The organism is Altererythrobacter sp. KTW20L, from assembly GCF_023501975.1.
Classification (GTDB): domain Bacteria; phylum Pseudomonadota; class Alphaproteobacteria; order Sphingomonadales; family Sphingomonadaceae; genus Alteraurantiacibacter.
The window spans coordinates 60,032-77,163 of sequence record NZ_JAMFLH010000012.1 but is presented as its reverse complement, the minus strand read 5'-3'; the positions used below and the strand labels follow the sequence as shown (position 1 = coordinate 77,163).

Annotated in this window: 19 protein-coding genes; all 19 read right to left on the bottom strand. The window is 63.5% G+C overall.

Annotation, left to right across the window (positions count from 1 at the left end):
- Window positions 1-17: 17 nt before the first annotated feature.
- The 19 genes from M3P36_RS12835 to M3P36_RS12745 are packed head-to-tail and all read right to left on the bottom strand — an operon-like array spanning window position 18 to window position 17,112.
- On the bottom strand, window positions 18-299 hold the full coding sequence (locus M3P36_RS12835) for a DUF1467 family protein (RefSeq protein WP_249704086.1): 282 nt from the start codon (window positions 297-299) through the stop codon (window positions 18-20).
- On the bottom strand, window positions 296-1,957 hold the full coding sequence (locus M3P36_RS12830; protein WP_249704085.1) for a ribonuclease J: 1,662 nt from the start codon (window positions 1,955-1,957) through the stop codon (window positions 296-298). Before M3P36_RS12830 ends, M3P36_RS12835 begins: the two co-directional genes overlap by 4 nt.
- Window positions 1,954-2,733: a type III pantothenate kinase gene (locus M3P36_RS12825; RefSeq protein ID WP_249704084.1), complete on the bottom strand. Its 780-nt coding sequence runs from the start codon at window positions 2,731-2,733 to the stop codon at window positions 1,954-1,956. Before M3P36_RS12825 ends, M3P36_RS12830 begins: the two co-directional genes overlap by 4 nt.
- Window positions 2,733-3,458, bottom strand: a complete 726-nt coding sequence (locus M3P36_RS12820) for a biotin--[acetyl-CoA-carboxylase] ligase (RefSeq protein ID WP_249704083.1) — start codon at window positions 3,456-3,458, stop codon at window positions 2,733-2,735. The genes M3P36_RS12825 and M3P36_RS12820 overlap by 1 nt, the downstream gene beginning before the upstream one ends.
- A gap of 1 nt (window position 3,459) precedes the next feature.
- Entirely contained in the window at window positions 3,460-4,923 is a 1,464-nt protein-coding gene (gene nuoN / locus M3P36_RS12815) for an NADH-quinone oxidoreductase subunit NuoN (protein ID WP_249704082.1), read from the bottom strand.
- Window positions 4,923-6,452, bottom strand: coding sequence for an NADH-quinone oxidoreductase subunit M (locus M3P36_RS12810; protein ID WP_249704081.1), 1,530 nt, complete (start codon window positions 6,450-6,452; stop codon window positions 4,923-4,925). Before M3P36_RS12810 ends, nuoN begins: the two co-directional genes overlap by 1 nt.
- Window positions 6,449-8,548, bottom strand: a complete 2,100-nt coding sequence (gene nuoL, locus M3P36_RS12805) for an NADH-quinone oxidoreductase subunit L (protein WP_249704080.1) — start codon at window positions 8,546-8,548, stop codon at window positions 6,449-6,451. Before nuoL ends, M3P36_RS12810 begins: the two co-directional genes overlap by 4 nt.
- Before the next feature lie 4 nt (window positions 8,549-8,552).
- Complete coding sequence (nuoK, locus tag M3P36_RS12800; protein ID WP_249704079.1) at window positions 8,553-8,858, bottom strand: NADH-quinone oxidoreductase subunit NuoK; 306 nt, start codon at window positions 8,856-8,858, stop codon at window positions 8,553-8,555.
- On the bottom strand, window positions 8,855-9,475 hold the full coding sequence (locus M3P36_RS12795) for an NADH-quinone oxidoreductase subunit J (protein ID WP_249704078.1): 621 nt from the start codon (window positions 9,473-9,475) through the stop codon (window positions 8,855-8,857). The genes nuoK and M3P36_RS12795 overlap by 4 nt, the downstream gene beginning before the upstream one ends.
- A 26-nt stretch (window positions 9,476-9,501) precedes the next feature.
- Window positions 9,502-9,990, bottom strand: a complete 489-nt coding sequence (gene nuoI / locus M3P36_RS12790) for an NADH-quinone oxidoreductase subunit NuoI (protein ID WP_249704077.1) — start codon at window positions 9,988-9,990, stop codon at window positions 9,502-9,504.
- Complete coding sequence (gene nuoH, locus M3P36_RS12785; protein WP_249704076.1) at window positions 9,987-11,033, bottom strand: NADH-quinone oxidoreductase subunit NuoH; 1,047 nt, start codon at window positions 11,031-11,033, stop codon at window positions 9,987-9,989. Before nuoH ends, nuoI begins: the two co-directional genes overlap by 4 nt.
- Window positions 11,030-13,045, bottom strand: coding sequence for an NADH-quinone oxidoreductase subunit NuoG (nuoG, locus tag M3P36_RS12780; protein WP_249704075.1), 2,016 nt, complete (start codon window positions 13,043-13,045; stop codon window positions 11,030-11,032). Before nuoG ends, nuoH begins: the two co-directional genes overlap by 4 nt.
- 6 nt (window positions 13,046-13,051) lie before the next feature.
- Window positions 13,052-13,753: a hypothetical protein gene (locus M3P36_RS12775; RefSeq protein ID WP_249704074.1), complete on the bottom strand. Its 702-nt coding sequence runs from the start codon at window positions 13,751-13,753 to the stop codon at window positions 13,052-13,054.
- 26 nt (window positions 13,754-13,779) lie between these two features.
- Entirely contained in the window at window positions 13,780-14,514 is a 735-nt protein-coding gene (locus tag M3P36_RS12770) for a hypothetical protein (protein WP_249704073.1), read from the bottom strand.
- A complete protein-coding gene (gene nuoF, locus M3P36_RS12765; protein ID WP_249704072.1) occupies window positions 14,511-15,806 on the bottom strand; it encodes an NADH-quinone oxidoreductase subunit NuoF in 1,296 nt (431 codons plus the stop codon). Before nuoF ends, M3P36_RS12770 begins: the two co-directional genes overlap by 4 nt.
- Window positions 15,803-15,949, bottom strand: coding sequence for a hypothetical protein (locus tag M3P36_RS12760; protein WP_249704071.1), 147 nt, complete (start codon window positions 15,947-15,949; stop codon window positions 15,803-15,805). The genes nuoF and M3P36_RS12760 overlap by 4 nt, the downstream gene beginning before the upstream one ends.
- Window positions 15,949-16,617, bottom strand: a complete 669-nt coding sequence (locus tag M3P36_RS12755) for a complex I 24 kDa subunit family protein (protein ID WP_249704070.1) — start codon at window positions 16,615-16,617, stop codon at window positions 15,949-15,951. Before M3P36_RS12755 ends, M3P36_RS12760 begins: the two co-directional genes overlap by 1 nt.
- On the bottom strand, window positions 16,610-16,792 hold the full coding sequence (locus tag M3P36_RS12750) for a hypothetical protein (protein ID WP_249704069.1): 183 nt from the start codon (window positions 16,790-16,792) through the stop codon (window positions 16,610-16,612). Before M3P36_RS12750 ends, M3P36_RS12755 begins: the two co-directional genes overlap by 8 nt.
- Entirely contained in the window at window positions 16,789-17,112 is a 324-nt protein-coding gene (locus M3P36_RS12745; RefSeq protein WP_249704147.1) for a nuclear transport factor 2 family protein, read from the bottom strand. The genes M3P36_RS12750 and M3P36_RS12745 overlap by 4 nt, the downstream gene beginning before the upstream one ends.
- Window positions 17,113-17,132 lie beyond the last annotated feature (20 nt).

The window sequence follows — 17,132 nt, the reverse complement described above, 5'->3', positions numbered from 1 at the left end:
TTCTAGTCCTCGAACCCCTAATCCTCAAATCCAGGCGGAGTGCCGAACAGGTTGATGTCGTCCACCGTGATCCAGCCCTGGAAGTAATTGGCGATATAGAGCGCGGTCAGAACGGCAGAGATACCGGTCGCGCGCAATGCCAGCCTGCCTGGGCGGAAATCGGCCGGCGCGCTGTCAGCCTGGCCGGGGACTTTCTCCAGTCCTGCCTCCTCATGGGTTTTCACGCCGAAAGGCAGCAGCAGGAAAGCCGAAATCACCCAGAACAGGGCATAAATGGCGATGATGGAAGTGATCTTCATCGGACAGGCTGCTCCAGTGGGAGAATCACGCGGGTCTGTGGCTTCTTGCCCGACCAGCGCTGCGCCGCGCGGCGGGCGGCGAGGCGGGCAGCTTCGGTGATGGCCTCGCGGTCACGCGCTGCCGGGCCGCGCAGGGCCGACAGCGCCTTCTTCACATCCTCCACCGCTTCGGCCACGAATGCCGGATAATCCTCATCCAGCGGCAGGCCGATCCCTTCAACCTGCACCGCCCCGCCCTTTTCCAGCACGACCAGCAACAGCCCATCGCGCGCCAGGCGGCGGCGCATGACAATGGCCTCGCCATCGGCAGGCACGATGATGTCCCCATCCAGTACCAGGCGGCCATTGGTCACTTCGGCGATCTTGCCGGGAGCGCCGGGCGCGAGGCGAACGATATCGCCGTTCTTCTGCACCACGCTTTTGGGAATGCCGCAGGCCTTTCCCAGCCTGCCCTGCTCCATCATGTGACGTATCTCGCCGTGAACCGGCACGAGGATCTCGGGCCGGAGCCACGAATAGAGCGCTTCCAGCTCGGGTCGGCCGGGGTGCCCGGATACGTGGATGAAGCTCTGCTTGTCGCTCACCATCACCACGCCGCGATGGGCCAGGATGTTCTGGATGCGGCCGATGGCAAGGTCGTTGCCGGGAATCACCCGGCTGGAAAACAGCACCACATCGCCTTCCACCAGCGACAGCGGGTGGTTGTCCTCGGCAATGCGGGCCAGCGCAGCACGCGGCTCACCCTGCCCGCCGGTGGCGATGATCATCACCTGCCCGCGCGGCAATTGCATGGCTGTGTCGAAATCCACCGTGTCAGGGAAATGTTCGAGATAGCCGCTATCCTTGGCAACCTCGATAATGCGGTCGAGCGAGCGGCCCGCCACGCACAGGCGCCGCCCGGTTTCCTCGGCCACTTCGCCCAGCGTCTGCAATCGCGCCACGTTGGAGGCAAAAGTGGTGACCAGCACCCGCTTGCCCTTGTGCTTGTGCACTTCCTCCAGCAGCCCGCGGAACACCGCGCCTTCCGAACCGGAGGCCGAGGCGTTGAACACGTTGGTGGAATCGCACACCAGTGCCAGCACGCCTTCGTCGCCGATCTCGCGCAGTTCTTCCTCGGTGGTGGGCTCGCCGATGATCGGCTCCTCGTCCAGCTTCCAGTCACCGGTGTGGAACACGCGGCCGTGCGGGGTTTCGATGAGCAGCGCATTGCCCTCTGCAATCGAGTGGGCGAGCGGAAGGTAGGTAATGTCGAACGGACCGATCTGGATCGATCCGTGATCCTCCTCGATCACGATCAGTTCGATCTGGTCGGTAATGCCCGCTTCTTGCAGCTTGCGCATGATGAGATCGGCGGTGAACGGCGTGGCATAGAGCGGCACGTCGAACTCGGCGGCGAAATAGGGGATCGCGCCGATGTGATCCTCGTGCGCGTGGGTCAGCACGATGCCGATCAGGTCGTCGCGGCGGTCCTCGATGAACTGCAGGTCGGCGAACATCAGCTCGGTGCCGGGATATTCCTGCGCCCCGAAACTCATCCCCAAGTCCACCATCAGCCACTGGCCCTGGCAACCGTAGAGGTTGACGTTCATTCCGATCTCGCCCGATCCTCCGAGCGCGAGGAACAGCAATTCGTCTTCGGGGGTGAAATCCTTCTTCATGCCGCTCCTGCCCGCCGGGCGAGCATGGCCAGGCCCTGAAGGGTCAGGTCACCGTCAACTTCGTCGAAAATGTCGCTGTGGGCACCGAACAGCACGGCCAGGCCCCCTGTAGCAATGACCCGCGCGGGGCGGCCGATTTCGGCCTTGAGGCGGGCGACCAGCCCTTCCATCATGGCGACATAGCCCCAGAACACACCTATCAACATCTGATCCTCGGTATTGCGGCCTGTCACGCTGTTACTGCGCGGAGCCTCGATGGCGATACGCGGGAGTTTGGCCGTATTGTTGACCAGCGCATCGAGCGACAGGTTGATGCCCGGCGCGATGATGCCTCCCTTATAGGCCCCGCCCGAATCCACCACGTCAAAAGTGGTCGCCGTGCCGAAATCGATAACGATCAGGTCGCCCGGATACTTGGCATGGGCGGCCAGTGCATTGACCGCCCGGTCCGCGCCGAGCGAGCGTGGTTCGTCCACATCGATCTCGAAATCCCACGCCGCCGCTCCCTCGCCCGCGAACAGCGGCGTTACGCCGAAATACTTCTGCGCCAGCACTTCCAGGTTGTGCCGCGTGCGCGGGACGACGCTGGAGACGATCATGGCAGTCACGTCGGCCCGCTCGATCCCTTCGATCTGCATCAGCTGGATCAACCAGACGGCATATTCATCGCCCGTGCGGCGCGGATCGGTGGCGATGCGCCAGCGGGTGCGCATGTTCTCACCATCGAACATGGCGAAGACTACGTTGGTATTGCCGACATCGATCGCGAGCAGCATCAGCCTGCCTCCAGCATTACATCGCCTGCATGGATGACACGGGTCGATCCGTCATCCAAGCGCAAGGATAGCGCTCCATCATCGGCCAGGCCGGTGTAAGTGCCGGTTAGCCGCTCGCCAGATCCATTATGGACACTGAGCAGCGCGCCGGGTTGGTGGGCTGCGGCCTGCCAGCGGCTGAACATCGGACCCACACCGTAAATTCGCCAGCGTTCCAGTTCTTGGGCAAAGCACTGCGCGAGATCGGCGGCGAACAGGTCGCGATCGGGCGCGCTGCCGAAGTCTGCCAGGGCCAGTGTCTCGCGATCCGCCAGCTTCGGCGCGCCCGCCAGGTTTACGCCCACCCCGATCACCGCGTGCCTGCCTTCGCGTTCGAGCAGGATGCCGCAGAACTTGGCACCGGACAGCAGCACGTCGTTCGGCCATTTGAGCTGCAGGGCAGCAGGCTGCGCGATCCTGCCTGCGGTAGCGCCATAGACAGCCAGTGCGGTAAGGAACGACAAGCTGGCGGGTGGCGGATCGGATGCGCCGAGAGTGACCACGGTGGAGCCCATGAAGTTGCCCGGCCCGTCGAGCCATTGGCGCCCCTGCCGCCCGCGCCCGGCGTTCTGCCGGTCCGCGACCAGCCAGTATCCCTCGGCAATCACCTCGCCTGCGGCAAGCCGGGCAAGCAGGTCTGCATTGGTCGAGCCGGTCTCGGCGACAGTGTCGATCCGGCCCGCCAAGTCAGGCAGCGAAGAACAGCGCGGCTGCGGCCCCGTCAGCCAGCGATGCAAGCCAGCCCGTCAGCAGCCAGGCGAACGGGGAGATCGCCAAGGTTGCGAGCGCCAGGAGCGCCCACTGCGCCTTGTCGGCCTTACCCTGCACACGGTCCACCGCTTCGTCGAAGAACATCACCTTGATGAACTTGAGGTAGTAGAACGCGCCGATCACGCTGGCGGCGATACCGATGGCGGCCAGCGCGATCAGGTCCGCTTCGACTGCGGCCTGGAACACCACCAGCTTGCCGTAAAAGCCCATCAGCGGCGGGATACCGGCCAGGCTGAACATGATCAGCAGCAGGCACCAGGCGAGCGCCGGGCGCGTGGTGGAAAGGCCCTTGATGTCGGCGAAAGTCTCCAGCGGCTTGCCCTCGGCATCGGTCAGCATCAGCAGGGCGACGAAGCTGCCCACAGTCATGGCAACGTAGAACACGAGGTACAGCAGCATCGAGCTGGCACCGGCGACCGTCGCTGTAGCGAGGCCGATCAGGATGAAGCCGACGTTGTTGATCGACGAGAATGCGAGAAGTCGCTTGAGGTTCTCCTGCCCGATCGCCCCAAGCGCGCCGACTACGATAGAGGCGATGGCGGCAAAGGTGACGATCTGCTGCCATGCGTCGGGCTGGCTGCCGAAGGCCTCCAGCGAGACCCGGGCAAGCAGGGCCACGGCGGCCACCTTGGGCGCGCTGGCGAAGAACATGGTGACGGGCGTCGGCGCGCCTTCATAGACATCCGGCGTCCACATGTGGAACGGCACGGCACTGATCTTGAAGGCGAGGCCCGCCATCACGAAGATCAGGCCGAACAGCATGCCGCCCGACAATCCGCCCGCCATGCCTGCGCTGATCCCGGCAAAGCTGGTCGATCCGGTAAATCCGTAGATCAGGCTGGAACCGAACAGCAGGATGCCGGAGGCAAGCGCGCCCAGCACGAAGTACTTGAGGCCCGCTTCGGCCGACTTGTCATCATCACGCAGGAAGGATGCCAGCACGTAGGAGGCAAGGCTGGTCAGTTCGAGGCCGATATAAAGCGAGATCAGGTCCGCTGCCGAAACCATGATGCTCATGCCCAGAGCCGAAAAGATCACCAGCACGGCGAATTCCGGCTTCATGGCGTTCAAGCGGTCGAAATAGCGCGGCGCGACGACAAGGGCGGCACCGGCCGAGGCATAGATCATCAGCTTGGCGAAACCGGCAAAGGCATCGATCCGGAGCTGGCCATAGAACGCCAGGGTGCCGGGCCCGGAATATCCGCCGCAGACCGACGGCGCGACCAGGGCAAAAGCCCCGCCCAGCGCCACGCAACAGGCGATGGACACAGGCTTGCTCGCCTCGTTGCCGCCCCATGCGGCGAACAGCAGCATGATGAGGCCGGATACGGCAAGGACCAGTTCGGGAACGATCAGCCCGAGGGAGGTGGTGAGTTCCATCAGTGCGCTCCCCCGTGCGCTTCTTCTTCAACTACGGGTGCCGGCTCGCCAATCCATAACCGCGCGTCGCCTTCGGGGCGGGCGCTGGCAAGGCGGGCGTCGAGCGCAGCAATATCGGCACGCATCGGGGCCATGAAGCTTTCCGGATAGACGCCCATCCACAGCACGGCAGCGGCTATCGGGCCAAGCATGACCCATTCGCGCACCGACAGGTCGGGCATGGCGGCGGCATCGGCATTCTTCTGTTCGCCAAAGGCCACGCGGCGGTAGAGGTAGAGCATGTAGGCCGCGCCAAGAATGATGCCGGTGGTGCAGACAAACGCGACCCAGCTCGACGCTTGGTAGATACCCGCAAGGCTGAGGAACTCGCCAACGAAGCCGCTGGTGCCCGGCAGACCGATGCTCGCCATGGTGAAGAGCAGGAAGAACAGCGCATATTTGGGCATGTTGATCGACAGGCCGCCATAGCGGTCAATCTCGCGGGTGTGCAGCCGGTCGTAGATCACCCCGACGCAGAGGAACAACGCGCCCGATACCAGTCCGTGGCTCAGCATCACGATCATCGCGCCTTCGAGGCCCTGCACGTTGAAGGCAAACAGGCCCGCAGTCACGATCGCCATGTGGGCGACCGAGCTATAGGCGATCAGCTTCTTCATGTCGTGCTGGACCAGCGCGATCAGGCTGGTGACGACCACGGCCACCATCGACAGCGCAAACACCAGCCAAGCCAGCTGCGCGCTCGCTTCGGGGAACATCGGCAGGCTGAAACGGATGAAGCCATAGCCGCCCAGCTTCAGCAGCACGCCCGCCAGGATCACCGAACCGGCGGTCGGCGCCTGCACGTGGGCAGCGGGCAGCCAGGTGTGGACCGGCCACATCGGCATCTTCACCGCAAAGCTGGCGAAGAAGGCGAGCCACAGCCATGTCTGCGCATCAACCGGGAAATCGTACTGCATCAGCGTGGGGATGTCGCTCGTGCCTGCGACATTCACCATCCACAGCATGGCGATGAACATCAGCACCGAGCCGAGCAGCGTATAGAGGAAGAATTTGTAGCTGGCGTAGATCCGGTCTGCGCCGCCCCAGATGCCGATGATCAGGTACATCGGGATCAGGCCGGCCTCGAAGAAGATGTAGAACAGGAACAGGTCCTGCGCGGCAAAGGTGCCGACCATCAGCACTTCCATGAACAGGAAGGCCGCCATGTATTCGCCGACGCGCTTTTCGATGCTGGCGCTCGCGAGGATGCAGATCGGCATGAGGAATACGCTGAGCATGATCAGCATCAGGGCGATGCCATCGATGCCCAATGCCCACTGGAAGCTGCCGAACAGGTCCGCCCGCTCGGTAAACTGCCACTGCGCGCCGCCCACGTCGAAACTCGCCCACATGGCAATGCCAAGCGCCAGGTTCACCAGCGTCGCGACCAGCGCAATGGTGCGCGCCAGCTTTGCCTCGGCGAAGAAGCAGGCAACCGCGCCCAGCAGCGGGACGAGCAGCATCAGCGAGAGAATGGGAACACCGCTCATCGGAAGATCACCCAGCTGATCGCCGCGACAAGGCCAAGCAGCATCACCAGCGCATAGGAATAGAGGTAGCCCGACTGGACCTTCTTGGCGAAGAGAGCCCCCTTCTCGACCACCAAGGCAGAGCCATCGGGGCCGAACCGGTCGATCAGCCCGATATCACCGCGCTGCCAGAACACCCGGCCGAGCCAGAAGGACGGCTTTACGAACACATAGTTGTAAAGCTCGTCGAAGTACCACTTGTTGAACACGAACTTGTAGATCGGGCCAAGCTGGTCGGCCACCTGCGCTGGGAAGCGCGTGTTGCGGATATAGCCGTACCATGCGGTCAACAGGCCGAGCAGCATCACCAGCAGCGCCACGTTCTTCACCCACCACGGCACTTCGTGCATCGCGTGCATCAGCGCTTCGTTATAGGCGATCGAACCGTTCCAGAAGGCCGCTTCATCGAGGAAGGCCTCCTTGAACACATAGCCTGCTGCCACAGCGCCGATGGACAGGATCACCAGCGGAATCAGCATGACCCACGGGCTCTCATGCGGGTGATAGCCGCCGGTGCCTTCGCCGTGGTCCGGATCCGGCGCATGGTGATGCGCGTCCTCGCCGGCGTGTTCCTGCGCAGGGGCATTGTCTTCCTCGTGGCCGTGGCCGTGGGTGTCATGAACCCCGTCATGGCCGTGGGCGTCATGAATGGCGTGCTGGATATGCTCGCTCGCCGCCCAGCGGGGCTTGCCCCAGAAGGTGAGGAACATCAGCCGCCACGAATAGAAGCTGGTCAGCAGCGCCGCGAACACGCCCACCCAGAAGGCGAACAGGCCCATTTCGGATCCGCTGGCAAAGGCAACCTCGATGATCGCATCCTTGGAGAAGAAGCCCGCGAAGCCCACGCCAAGGTCGTAAACGCCCACGCCGGTGATCGCCAGGGTGCCGGCCATCATCGCCCAGAAGGTGATCGGAATCTTCTTCCTCAGGCCGCCATAGAACCGCATGTCCTGTTCGTGGTGCATGGCATGGATCACCGCGCCCGCGCCAAGGAACAGCAGCGCCTTGAAGAAGGCGTGGGTGAACAAGTGGAACATCGCCGCGCCATAGGCACCGACGCCGGCGGCGAAGAACATGTAGCCGAGCTGCGAACAGGTCGAATAGGCGATGACCCGCTTGATATCCCACTGCGTGGTGCCGACCGTGGCGGCAAACAGGCAGGTGGCAGCGCCGACGAATGTCACGACGTACAGCGCAATCGGCGCGGCTTCGAACATCGGCGACAGGCGGCAGACCATGAACACGCCCGCGGTCACCATGGTGGCGGCGTGGATCAGCGCGGAGACCGGCGTCGGCCCTTCCATCGCGTCGGGCAGCCAGGTATGCAGGCCAAGCTGCGCCGACTTGCCCATCGCGCCGACGAACAGCAGCAGGCACAGGATGGTCATCGTATCGAGCCGCATCGACATGAAGGTGATGTGCGATACGCCAGCCATGGCCGGGGAAGCGGCGAGAATTTCGGGGATGCTTGTCGTCTGGAACACCAGGAAGGTGCCGAAGATGCCGAGCATGAAGCCAAGGTCGCCCACGCGGTTGACCACGAAGGCCTTGATCGCAGCGGCATTGGCGCTTGGCTTCTTGAACCAGAAACCGATGAGGAGGTAGGAAGCGAGGCCCACGCCTTCCCACCCGAAGAACATCTGCACCAGGTTGTCCGCCGTCACCAGCATCAGCATGGCGAAGGTGAACAGCGACAGGTAGGCGAAGAAGCGCGGCTGGTCCGGATCCTCGTCCATATAGCCCCAGCTGTAGAGGTGGACGAGCGCCGAGACGCTGGTGATAACCACCAGCATGACGGCGGTCAGCGTATCGACCCGCAGCGCCCAGTCGAACTCCATCGTGCCCGAACGCACCCAGTCGAGCACGGGAACGACCGTGGCTGTCTCGGTCCCTGCGACGAAGCCGAGGAAGATCGGCCACGACAGCGCGCAGGCGATGAACAGCCCGGCCGTGGTCACCAGCTTGGCCGGCAGATTGCCGATCATGCGGTTGCCGAGCCCGGCGATGAGCGCAGCCACCAGCGGCGCAAAGACGATGATCAGGATGGAGGTGGACACCGGCTCAGCCCTTCATCCGGTTGATGTCATCGACGGCAATCGTGCCGCGGCGACGGAAATAGGTGACGAGAATGGCAAGCCCGATGGCCGCCTCTGCCGCAGCAACGGTCAGCACGAACATGGCGAAGACCTGACCCGTCAGATCGCCGAGGAAAGCGCTGAAGGCCACCAGATTGATGTTCACCGACAGCAGGATCAGCTCGATCGCCATCAGGATCACGATCACGTTCTTGCGGTTGAGGAAGATGCCCAGCACGCCCAGCACGAACAGGATCGAGCTGACGACGATATAATGTTCGATGCCGATCACAGCTCAACCCCCTGCCCGACTTCGGGACGCTTCATCTCGGTCGCATCCTCCGGCCGGCGCATGTTCTGCTTGGTGATGTCCTGGTGCGCGCGGACCGCGCGGCTCTCGCGGTGGGTCAGCACGATCGCGCCAATCATGGCGACCAGCAGGATGATGCCCGCCATTTCGAACAGGAACAGGTAGCGGCTGTAGAGCAGGATGCCGATGTTCTCGATATTGCTCTCGCCCAGGATCGGAGCGGCCGTGCCATCGGGCGTGCCGAGCTCGATCAGGCCCACGCGATAGGCACCGATGCCGAGCACGATCTCGGCCAGCAGGATCACCGCCACGGCCACGGACAGCGGAGCGTTCTTGACGAAGCCCGCGCGCAGTTCGGCGAAATCGATGTTGAGCATCATGACGACGAACAGGAACAGCACCGCCACCGCGCCGACATAGACGATCACCAGCAACATGGCGATGAACTCCGCCCCCACCAGGATCATCAGGCCCGCGGCGTTGAAGAAGGCCAGGATGAGCCACAGCACCGAATGCACGGGATTGCGCGCCAGCACGACCAGCGCGCCGGAGGCAATCACCATGATGGCGAAGAGATAAAAGGCGAGTACCTGAATCATGATGCCCCGTTCACTTGCCCGCGCGCTTAACGATAGGGCGCATCGGCTTCAAGGTTCGCGGCAATCGCCCGCTCCCACTTGTCCCCGTTCGCCAGCAGTTTTGCCTTGTCATAGAGCAGTTCCTCGCGCGTTTCGGTCGCGTATTCGAAGTTCGGCCCTTCGACCACGGCATCCACCGGACAGGCTTCCTGGCAGAAACCGCAGTAGATGCACTTGGTCATGTCGATGTCATAGCGTGTGGTGCGGCGGCTGCCGTCCTCGCGCGGTTCGGCCTCGATGGTGATCGCCTGGGCCGGACACACCGCCTCGCACAGCTTGCAGGCAATGCACCGCTCCTCACCATTGGCATAGCGACGCAGCGCATGCTCGCCGCGGAAGCGCGGGCTGAGCGGGTTCTTCTCGAACGGATAGTTGATCGTCACCTTGGGCTTGAAAAAATACTTCAGCGTGAGGGCATGCGCCTTCACGAACTCCCACAGGGTGAACGACTTGATGAGGTGTGCGACGGAGGTCATGCGGAATACCTCGTGATCATCAGCCAGAGCGATACCGCGAACACGAAGAACAGGCTCAGCGGCAGGAATACCTTCCAGCCCAGGCGCATCAGCTGGTCATACCGGTACCGCGGCACGGTCGCCATGACCCAGCTGAAGCAGAAGAAGAAGAACAGCATCTTGGCCAGCAGCCACACGATCCCCGGCACGTAGTACAGCGGTGCCCAGTCCACCGGCGGCAGCCAGCCCCCGAAGAACAGGATCGAGGTGAGCGCGCACATCAGCAGGATGTTGGCATATTCGCCCAGCCAGAACAGCGCGAAGCTCATCGAGGAATATTCGGTCTGGTAACCGGCGACGAGCTCGCTTTCGGCTTCGGTCAGGTCGAACGGCACGCGCTGGGTTTCGGCGAGCGCCGAGATGAAGAACATCACCATGATCGGGAACAGCAGCGGGTTGAAGAAGAAGCCGTTGATGAAGCCGAGGCCATGGCCCTTCTGGGCCAGGATGATGTCGTTCAGGTTGAACGTGCCCGCCCACAGCACCACGCAGACGATGATGAAGCCGATAGACACTTCATAGGAAATCATCTGCGCCGAAGCACGCATGGCCGAGAAGAACGGGTACTTCGAATTGGATGCCCAGCCCGAGATCACCACCCCGTAAACGCCCAGCGACGAGACCGCGAAGATATAGAGCAGGCCCACGTTGATATCGGCCAGCACCGCATCCGGCCCGAACGGGATCACCGCCCAGCTCAGCAGCGCCACCGTGAAAGTGAGGATAGGGGCGAGGATGAACAGCCCCTTGTTGGCCGCGCTGGGGATGATGGTTTCCTGCAGGAACACCTTCAACCCGTCCGCAAAGCTCTGCAGCAGGCCGAAAGGACCCACCACATTGGGGCCGCGCCTGAGGTTGATCGCCGCCCAGACCTTGCGGTCCATGTAGATGATCATCGCCACGCCCAGCATCAGCGGGAGAGCGATCAGCAGGATCCCGGACATGGTCGCGATGAACCACGCCCATTCGTAGGTCATGCCGAGGTCTTGGAAAAAGGCGGTCATTCCGCAGCCTCCGCCAGGTCCGCGCCGTGGAGCAGTTCGTCCGAACAGCGCTGCATCACCGCGCTGGCGCGGGCGATCGGGTTGGTGAGGTAGAAGTCCTTGATCGGATAGGCGGCGATGCGGCCTTCAGGCTTGTCGCTGCCCGACACGCTGGCGGGCAGCGCGCCGTAATCGGCAATCTCGCCCTCGTTACCCAGCGCGGGCACTTCGGCCACCATCGCAGCGCGCAACTCGTGAAAGCTGTCGAAGCCGACCGAAACGCCCAGCGCATCGGCCAGCGCGCGCAGGATGGTCCAGTCCTCGCGGGCCTCGCCCGGCGCAAACACAGCCTTGTCGCTGCGTTGAACGCGGCCTTCCGTGTTCACATAGGTGCCGGGCTTTTCGGTATAGGCGCTGGCGGGCAGCACGATGTCGGCCGCGTGGGCGCCCTTGTCACCGTGGTGGCCGATATAGACCTTCAGGCTGTCCGGGAACTTCGCAAAGTCCACCTCGTCCGCCCCCAACGCCAGCAGCACCTTGGGTTTGGCGGCGGCAAGTTCGGCAATGCCGCCCTTTTGCGCGAAGCCGAGCATCACCGCACCCATCCGGGCAGCGGCCATGTGCAGCGCGTTGAAGCCGTTCCAGCCGTCTTTAACCATGCCAAACTGCTGCGCCAGCTTGAGCGCGGCAGCATGGGCACCGGCGGCAAAGCCTGCCCCGCCAAGGATGATCGCCGGACGTTCCGCATTCTTGAATGCGTCGGCCACATCAGTCGGCAGCTTGCCCAGCACCGAGACATCCTCGCCCAGGAAAGTCGCCGGATAGGTCGTTTCCCATTCCGGCCCGACCACGAACACCTTGGCCCCGCGCTTGGCCGCCTTGCGCAGCCGCACGTTGACCAGCGGCGCTTCCCAGCGGACATGGCTGCCCACGATCAGCACGGCGTCGGCGGTTTCTATCCCGTTGAAACCACTGTTGAAATTGATCGCGGCAAGGCTGGACACGTCATAGTCCATGCCGGTCTGGCGGCTTTCGACCAGCGACGAACCGCAGGCCTTGAGCAGCGCCTTGGCGGCAAACATGGTCTCGCAATCGAGCAGGTCGCCCGCCACGGCGGCGATGCTGGCCCCCGGCTTGGCCTTGGCGATCTTGGCAAAGGCATCGGCCCAGCTTGCCTCGGCCAGCTTGCCGTTCTTCCTGATCCACACTTTGTCCAGGCGGCGGCGCGTCAGGCCATCGACCTGGTAGCGCGCCTTGTCGGAGATCCACTCCTCGTTCACGTCATCGTTGTTGCGCGGCAGCACGCGCAGCACTTCGCGGCCCCGGCTATCGATGCGGATGTTGGAGCCCATCGCGTCTGACACGTCGATGCCGATGGTTTTCTTCAGCTCCCACGGACGCGCCTCGAAGGCATAGGGATTGCTGGTGAGCGCGCCGACCGGGCACAGGTCGATCACATTGGCCGACAGCTCGTGCCTGGCGGCCTTTTCCAGATAGGTGGTGATCTGCATGTCCTCGCCGCGATAAAGCGCGCCGATTTCGTCCACCCCGGCGATTTCTTCGGAGAACCGCACGCAGCGGGTGCAGTGGATGCAGCGCGTCATCGTGGTCTTGATGAGCGGCCCCATGTACTTCTCGGTTACCGCGCGCTTATTCTCGTCATAGCGGCTGGCACCGCGACCATAGGCGATGGACTGGTCCTGCAGGTCGCATTCGCCGCCCTGGTCGCAGATCGGGCAATCGAGCGGGTGGTTGATGAGCAGGAATTCCATCACGCCCTCTCGGGCCTTCTTCACCATCTCGGTGGCGGTGAAGATTTCCTGGCCTTCGGTCGCTGGCAGCGCGCAGCTCGCCTGCGGCTTGGGCGGCCCGGGCTTCACTTCGACCAGGCACATGCGGCAGTTGCCCGCGATGCTGAGGCGCTCGTGATAGCAGAAGCGCGGGATTTCCTTGCCCGCCAGCTCGCACGCCTGCAGCACGGTGGCGCCGGCGGGAACCTCGATTTCCTGTCCGTCTACGGTGACTTTGGGCATTACTCGTTATTCCCCAGTGGGCGCTGCTGCGCCATATTCGCTGCGCGACCAAAGTCCATCGGCCACCATTTCGCGGATGCCGCGAGACGTCAGGTTCGCCTCCTGCCCTTCGGCAAGGCATTGCGAGATAGCCGGAACCATCGCCCGGGCGCCGGCCCGCTCGTCATCGCTACCCACACCAGTCCGTAACAGCGCATCGGCCTCTGCCGGGGCGTGATAGATCACGCAATCGGCAAAAGCCGCTAGCCCTCGAGCTTGTGCCTCACCGGTAGAAGTAGCGATTGGCCTGTTAGTCAGAATTTCAGGGGCATTCGCTGCCAACACAAGCGGACTTGCGTGTCGCGCGAGGTAGGATTCCTCGGCCAGCGAAGCACGCAAGACTTGTGCTGGAAGCCCCATCTGGGCTTGCGTCCCTTCAAGCGCGATGGCTTCTCCCATGCAGGCGCCCAGGTTGAGCCTTCCCTCGATTTCATCGGAAGAACTGCCGAGCACTTCGTACCCAGCCGTCACTGCATCCGTCTGCCGTAGAAACGCCAGGGCAGCCGCCTCGTTGCGCCGATAGACGCACCGCGCCGTGACCTTCATCAGGCGACGAGCCATGTTAGGATCAACACTCTCCTGCGCCTGCGCGATGCGCGTGCCGGTGGGGCGATAGGGACGCTCTTGCGCCATCGCCGGCATCGCGACCGCCGCAAGAGAGGCAATCATAAGCCCAGCAGGAAGCGCGCGTACCATCATTGGGCGGCACTCGCTCCCGCCAAGGCCTCGCTGCGCGCCCACAGCCCATCGGCGACAAAATCGCGGATGGCATTGGGCGAGAAGTTGGCGGCCTGGCCGTCGTTCAAGCATTGCGAGATCGCGGGCATCAGCGCGCGGGCATTGTCGAGTTCGGTACCACCGCCCACCGGACCACGGAGCAGGCGGTCGGCCTCGACTGGAGCGTTAAATACCAAACAATCGGCAAAAATGCCCCGCGCTTGCGATTCCTCCGCCGTATCACCGCCGATCACGATTCGCCCTTCCAGCACCTGCGGGGAGCCGGGGGCGATGGTAAGCGGCGCAGTGTGCCGATTTAGGTAAGCCTGCTCGGCCAGAACGGTGCGCAGGGCGGCAGGGGGAATGCGCATGTGCACAACCAATTGCGCTCCGTTCAAGGCTTCGTGCAGGCATTCACTGATTTTCAGCGGCGAGTTCCGATCCTCGTTGCGAATCCCACCCGCAGCGTAATCAAGCGCAGCCTGGTTCCCTCCGCGCAGCAGCCCCACAACACCAGAGGAGTCGTAGCGGTTGACGCAGGCAGCGGTCTCCTTGAGCAGGCGCCGGGAATAGTCCGGATCGGCCTCTTCCTGCTGCGAGATGATCCGCGTGCCGGTGGGCCGATAGGAGTTCTGCGTGTTCTGCGCCTCAGCAGGAATCGCGGTACTCACGACCAAGGCGGCCAGGGCGGCAAGGGAGAGCGAACGGATCATTCGGCTGCCACCTGCAAGGCTCTGGCACGCTCGGCAATCCGCCGCTCGATCTCCGGACGGAAGTGCTTGATCAGGCCCTGGATCGGCCATGCGGCGGCATCGCCCAGCGCGCAGATGGTGTGGCCTTCGACCTGCTTGGTCACCTGGTGCAGCATGTCAATTTCCTCGACATTGGCATCGCCGGTTTCGAGCCGGGTCATCACGCGCCACATCCAGCCCGTGCCTTCGCGGCAGGGGGTGCACTGGCCGCAGCTCTCGTGCTTGTAGAAATAGGACAGGCGGCTGATCGCACGGACGATGTCGGTGGACTTGTCCATCACGATAACGCCCGCCGTGCCGAGGCCGCTTCCCAACGCCTTCAGGCCGTCGAAATCCATCGGCGCATCCCAGATCTCCGCTGCCGGAACGAGGGGAACCGAGGAACCGCCGGGGATCACCGCCAGCAGGTTGTCCTTGCCGCCGCGAATGCCGCCGCAGTGCTTCTCGATCAGTTCGCTGAACGGGATGCTCATGGCTTCCTCGACTACGCAGGGCTTGTTCACGTGGCCCGAGATCTGGAACAGCTTGGTGCCCTTGTTGCCCTCGCGCCCAAACGAGCTGAACCAGCCCGCCCCGCGCCGCAGGATGGTGGGGACCACCGCAATGCTCTCGACATTGTTGACCGTGGTCGGGCAGCCATAGAGGCCCGCGCCGGCCGGGAACGGCGGCTTGAGGCGCGGCTGGCCCTTCTTGCCTTCCAGGCTTTCGATCATCGCGGTTTCTTCGCCGCAGATATATGCGCCCGCGCCGCGATGGACGAAGACGTCGAAATCGTAACCCGATCCCGCCGCGTTCTTGCCCAGCAGGCCCGCCGCATAGGCTTCGGCCACGGCGGCAAACAGCGTTTCGGCCTCGCGGATATATTCGCCGCGGATGTAGATGTAGGCCGCGCGCGCGCGCATGGCGAAACCGGCCACCAGCGCGCCTTCGATCAGCTTGTGCGGATCGTGGCGGATGATCTCGCGGTCCTTGCAGCTACCCGGCTCGGACTCGTCGGCGTTGATGACGAGGAAGCTTGGCCGCCCATCCTTCGATTCCTTGGGCATGAAGGACCACTTCATGCCGGTGGGGAACCCTGCCCCACCCCGCCCGCGCAGGCCTGAAGCCTTGATCTCGTCGATGATGGCATCCTGCCCGACGAGCATCAACGCCTTGGTATTATCCCAGTCGCCACGCTTCTCGGCCGCCTTCAGGCCCCAATCCTGGAAGCCGTAGACGTTGGTGAAGATGCGATCCTTGTCAGCGAGGCTCATGCCATACCCCCGGTACCGAAAACGAACCACGCTGCCGTAGCCGCGAGCACTACCAGCACGACCGTCTTGGCCAGGCCTGCCAGCACCTTCCAGGCGATAAACACCAGGACCAATGCGATGATGAGGGGGACTGCGAGTTCCATCACCATTGACCCCGGTAATCGTGGTTCTCGCTGACCATGTCCTTGAGGCTGGACAAGGCGTTGGCCGGTTCGCTGGTGTGGCGCCCCGGCTCCTGCGTGCCGGTCTTCGGCTGCTGACCGGCGGCCAGCGCATCGAGCACGGCGTCGAGCCGATCCGGCGTCAGGTCTTCGTAGTTGTCGTCGTTGATCTGGACCATCGGAGCGGTGGCGCAATTGCCCATGCATTCGACCTCGGTCAGCGTCCACATGCCATCCGCCGTGGTGTGGCCCTTGGCCATGCCGCGCTTCTTGCAGGCGGAGATGATATCGTCCGACCCGCGCAGCATGCACGGCGTGGTGCCGCAGACCTGCACGTGGAATTTGCCGACCGGCACCAGGTTGTACATGAAATAGAACGTGGCGACCTCGACCACGCGGATCACCGGCATGTCCAGTTCGCGGGCGACGAATTCCATCACCGGAATGGGCAGCCAGCCCTGCGTGTTCGTTTCCGCGCCGACCTGACGCTGCGCCAGATCGAGCAACGGCATCACTGCCGAACGCTGGCGCCCTTCGGGATAGCGGGCGATGATCTCCTTCACCTTGTCCGCATTCTCGGGCGTCCAGGCGAAGCTGCCCCAGCGGGCGCGCAGTTCGGGGGTATCAGGGGCAAGGTGACGATCAGCCACGGGTGAGCCTCCGTTCGAGGTAGCGGCCCGCATAGAGCCCGATCACGGCGGCAAAGGCCGTGGAGAGCACTTCCTTGAGGCTCGCCTCGCCATGGAACGCGACCGAATAGGCCGCGACGGCAGAAGCGAACATCGCGAAGGCGGCGATGATGATGAACAGTTCGCGCAAGATCACCGGATGAACTCCACGCGGGCGCACTTGTCGCCAGCAAAGCTGTAGACCGCGACCACGTCGAACGGTTCGACCAGCGCCGAGCCATCGGTGGCCGGCCCGCGCGTCACGTGTTCGCGCATCAGCACGTAGTTGCCGATCGCCTGCTTCTCGACGATCTCGGCGCGGTTCTGCGGCCAGCGGGCGAAAGCGGCGGCGAGGCCGGAACGCGTGCCTTCCTTGCCCTCGCGCACGACATCGCCGCGATAGTTCGCCTCGCAGGCGTCATCGGTCATGTACGAGACATAGAGGTTCACGTCCTGCGCGTTATAGGCCGCGATCATGGCTTCGGCGGTGGCGAGGT

Bases quoted from the DNA above. Each gene is read 5' to 3' on its own strand.
- M3P36_RS12835 (WP_249704086.1), bottom strand. From the start codon at position 299: ATGAAGATCACTTCCATCATCGCCATTTATGCCCTGTTCTGGGTGATT.
- M3P36_RS12830 (WP_249704085.1), bottom strand. From the start codon at position 1,957: ATGAAGAAGGATTTCACCCCCGAAGACGAATTGCTGTTCCTCGCGCTC.
- M3P36_RS12825 (WP_249704084.1), bottom strand. From the start codon at position 2,733: ATGCTGCTCGCGATCGATGTCGGCAATACCAACGTAGTCTTCGCCATG.
- nuoN (WP_249704082.1), bottom strand. From the start codon at position 4,923: ATGGAACTCACCACCTCCCTCGGGCTGATCGTTCCCGAACTGGTCCTT.
- M3P36_RS12810 (WP_249704081.1), bottom strand. From the start codon at position 6,452: ATGAGCGGTGTTCCCATTCTCTCGCTGATGCTGCTCGTCCCGCTGCTG.
- M3P36_RS12795 (WP_249704078.1), bottom strand. From the start codon at position 9,475: ATGATTCAGGTACTCGCCTTTTATCTCTTCGCCATCATGGTGATTGCC.
- nuoI (WP_249704077.1), bottom strand. From the start codon at position 9,990: ATGACCTCCGTCGCACACCTCATCAAGTCGTTCACCCTGTGGGAGTTC.
- nuoH (WP_249704076.1), bottom strand. From the start codon at position 11,033: ATGACCGCCTTTTTCCAAGACCTCGGCATGACCTACGAATGGGCGTGG.
- nuoG (WP_249704075.1), bottom strand. From the start codon at position 13,045: ATGCCCAAAGTCACCGTAGACGGACAGGAAATCGAGGTTCCCGCCGGC.
- M3P36_RS12775 (WP_249704074.1), bottom strand. From the start codon at position 13,753: ATGATTGCCTCTCTTGCGGCGGTCGCGATGCCGGCGATGGCGCAAGAG.
- M3P36_RS12770 (WP_249704073.1), bottom strand. From the start codon at position 14,514: ATGATCCGTTCGCTCTCCCTTGCCGCCCTGGCCGCCTTGGTCGTGAGT.
- nuoF (WP_249704072.1), bottom strand. From the start codon at position 15,806: ATGAGCCTCGCTGACAAGGATCGCATCTTCACCAACGTCTACGGCTTC.
- M3P36_RS12760 (WP_249704071.1), bottom strand. From the start codon at position 15,949: ATGGAACTCGCAGTCCCCCTCATCATCGCATTGGTCCTGGTGTTTATC.
- M3P36_RS12745 (WP_249704147.1), bottom strand. From the start codon at position 17,112: ATGATCGCGGCCTATAACGCGCAGGACGTGAACCTCTATGTCTCGTAC.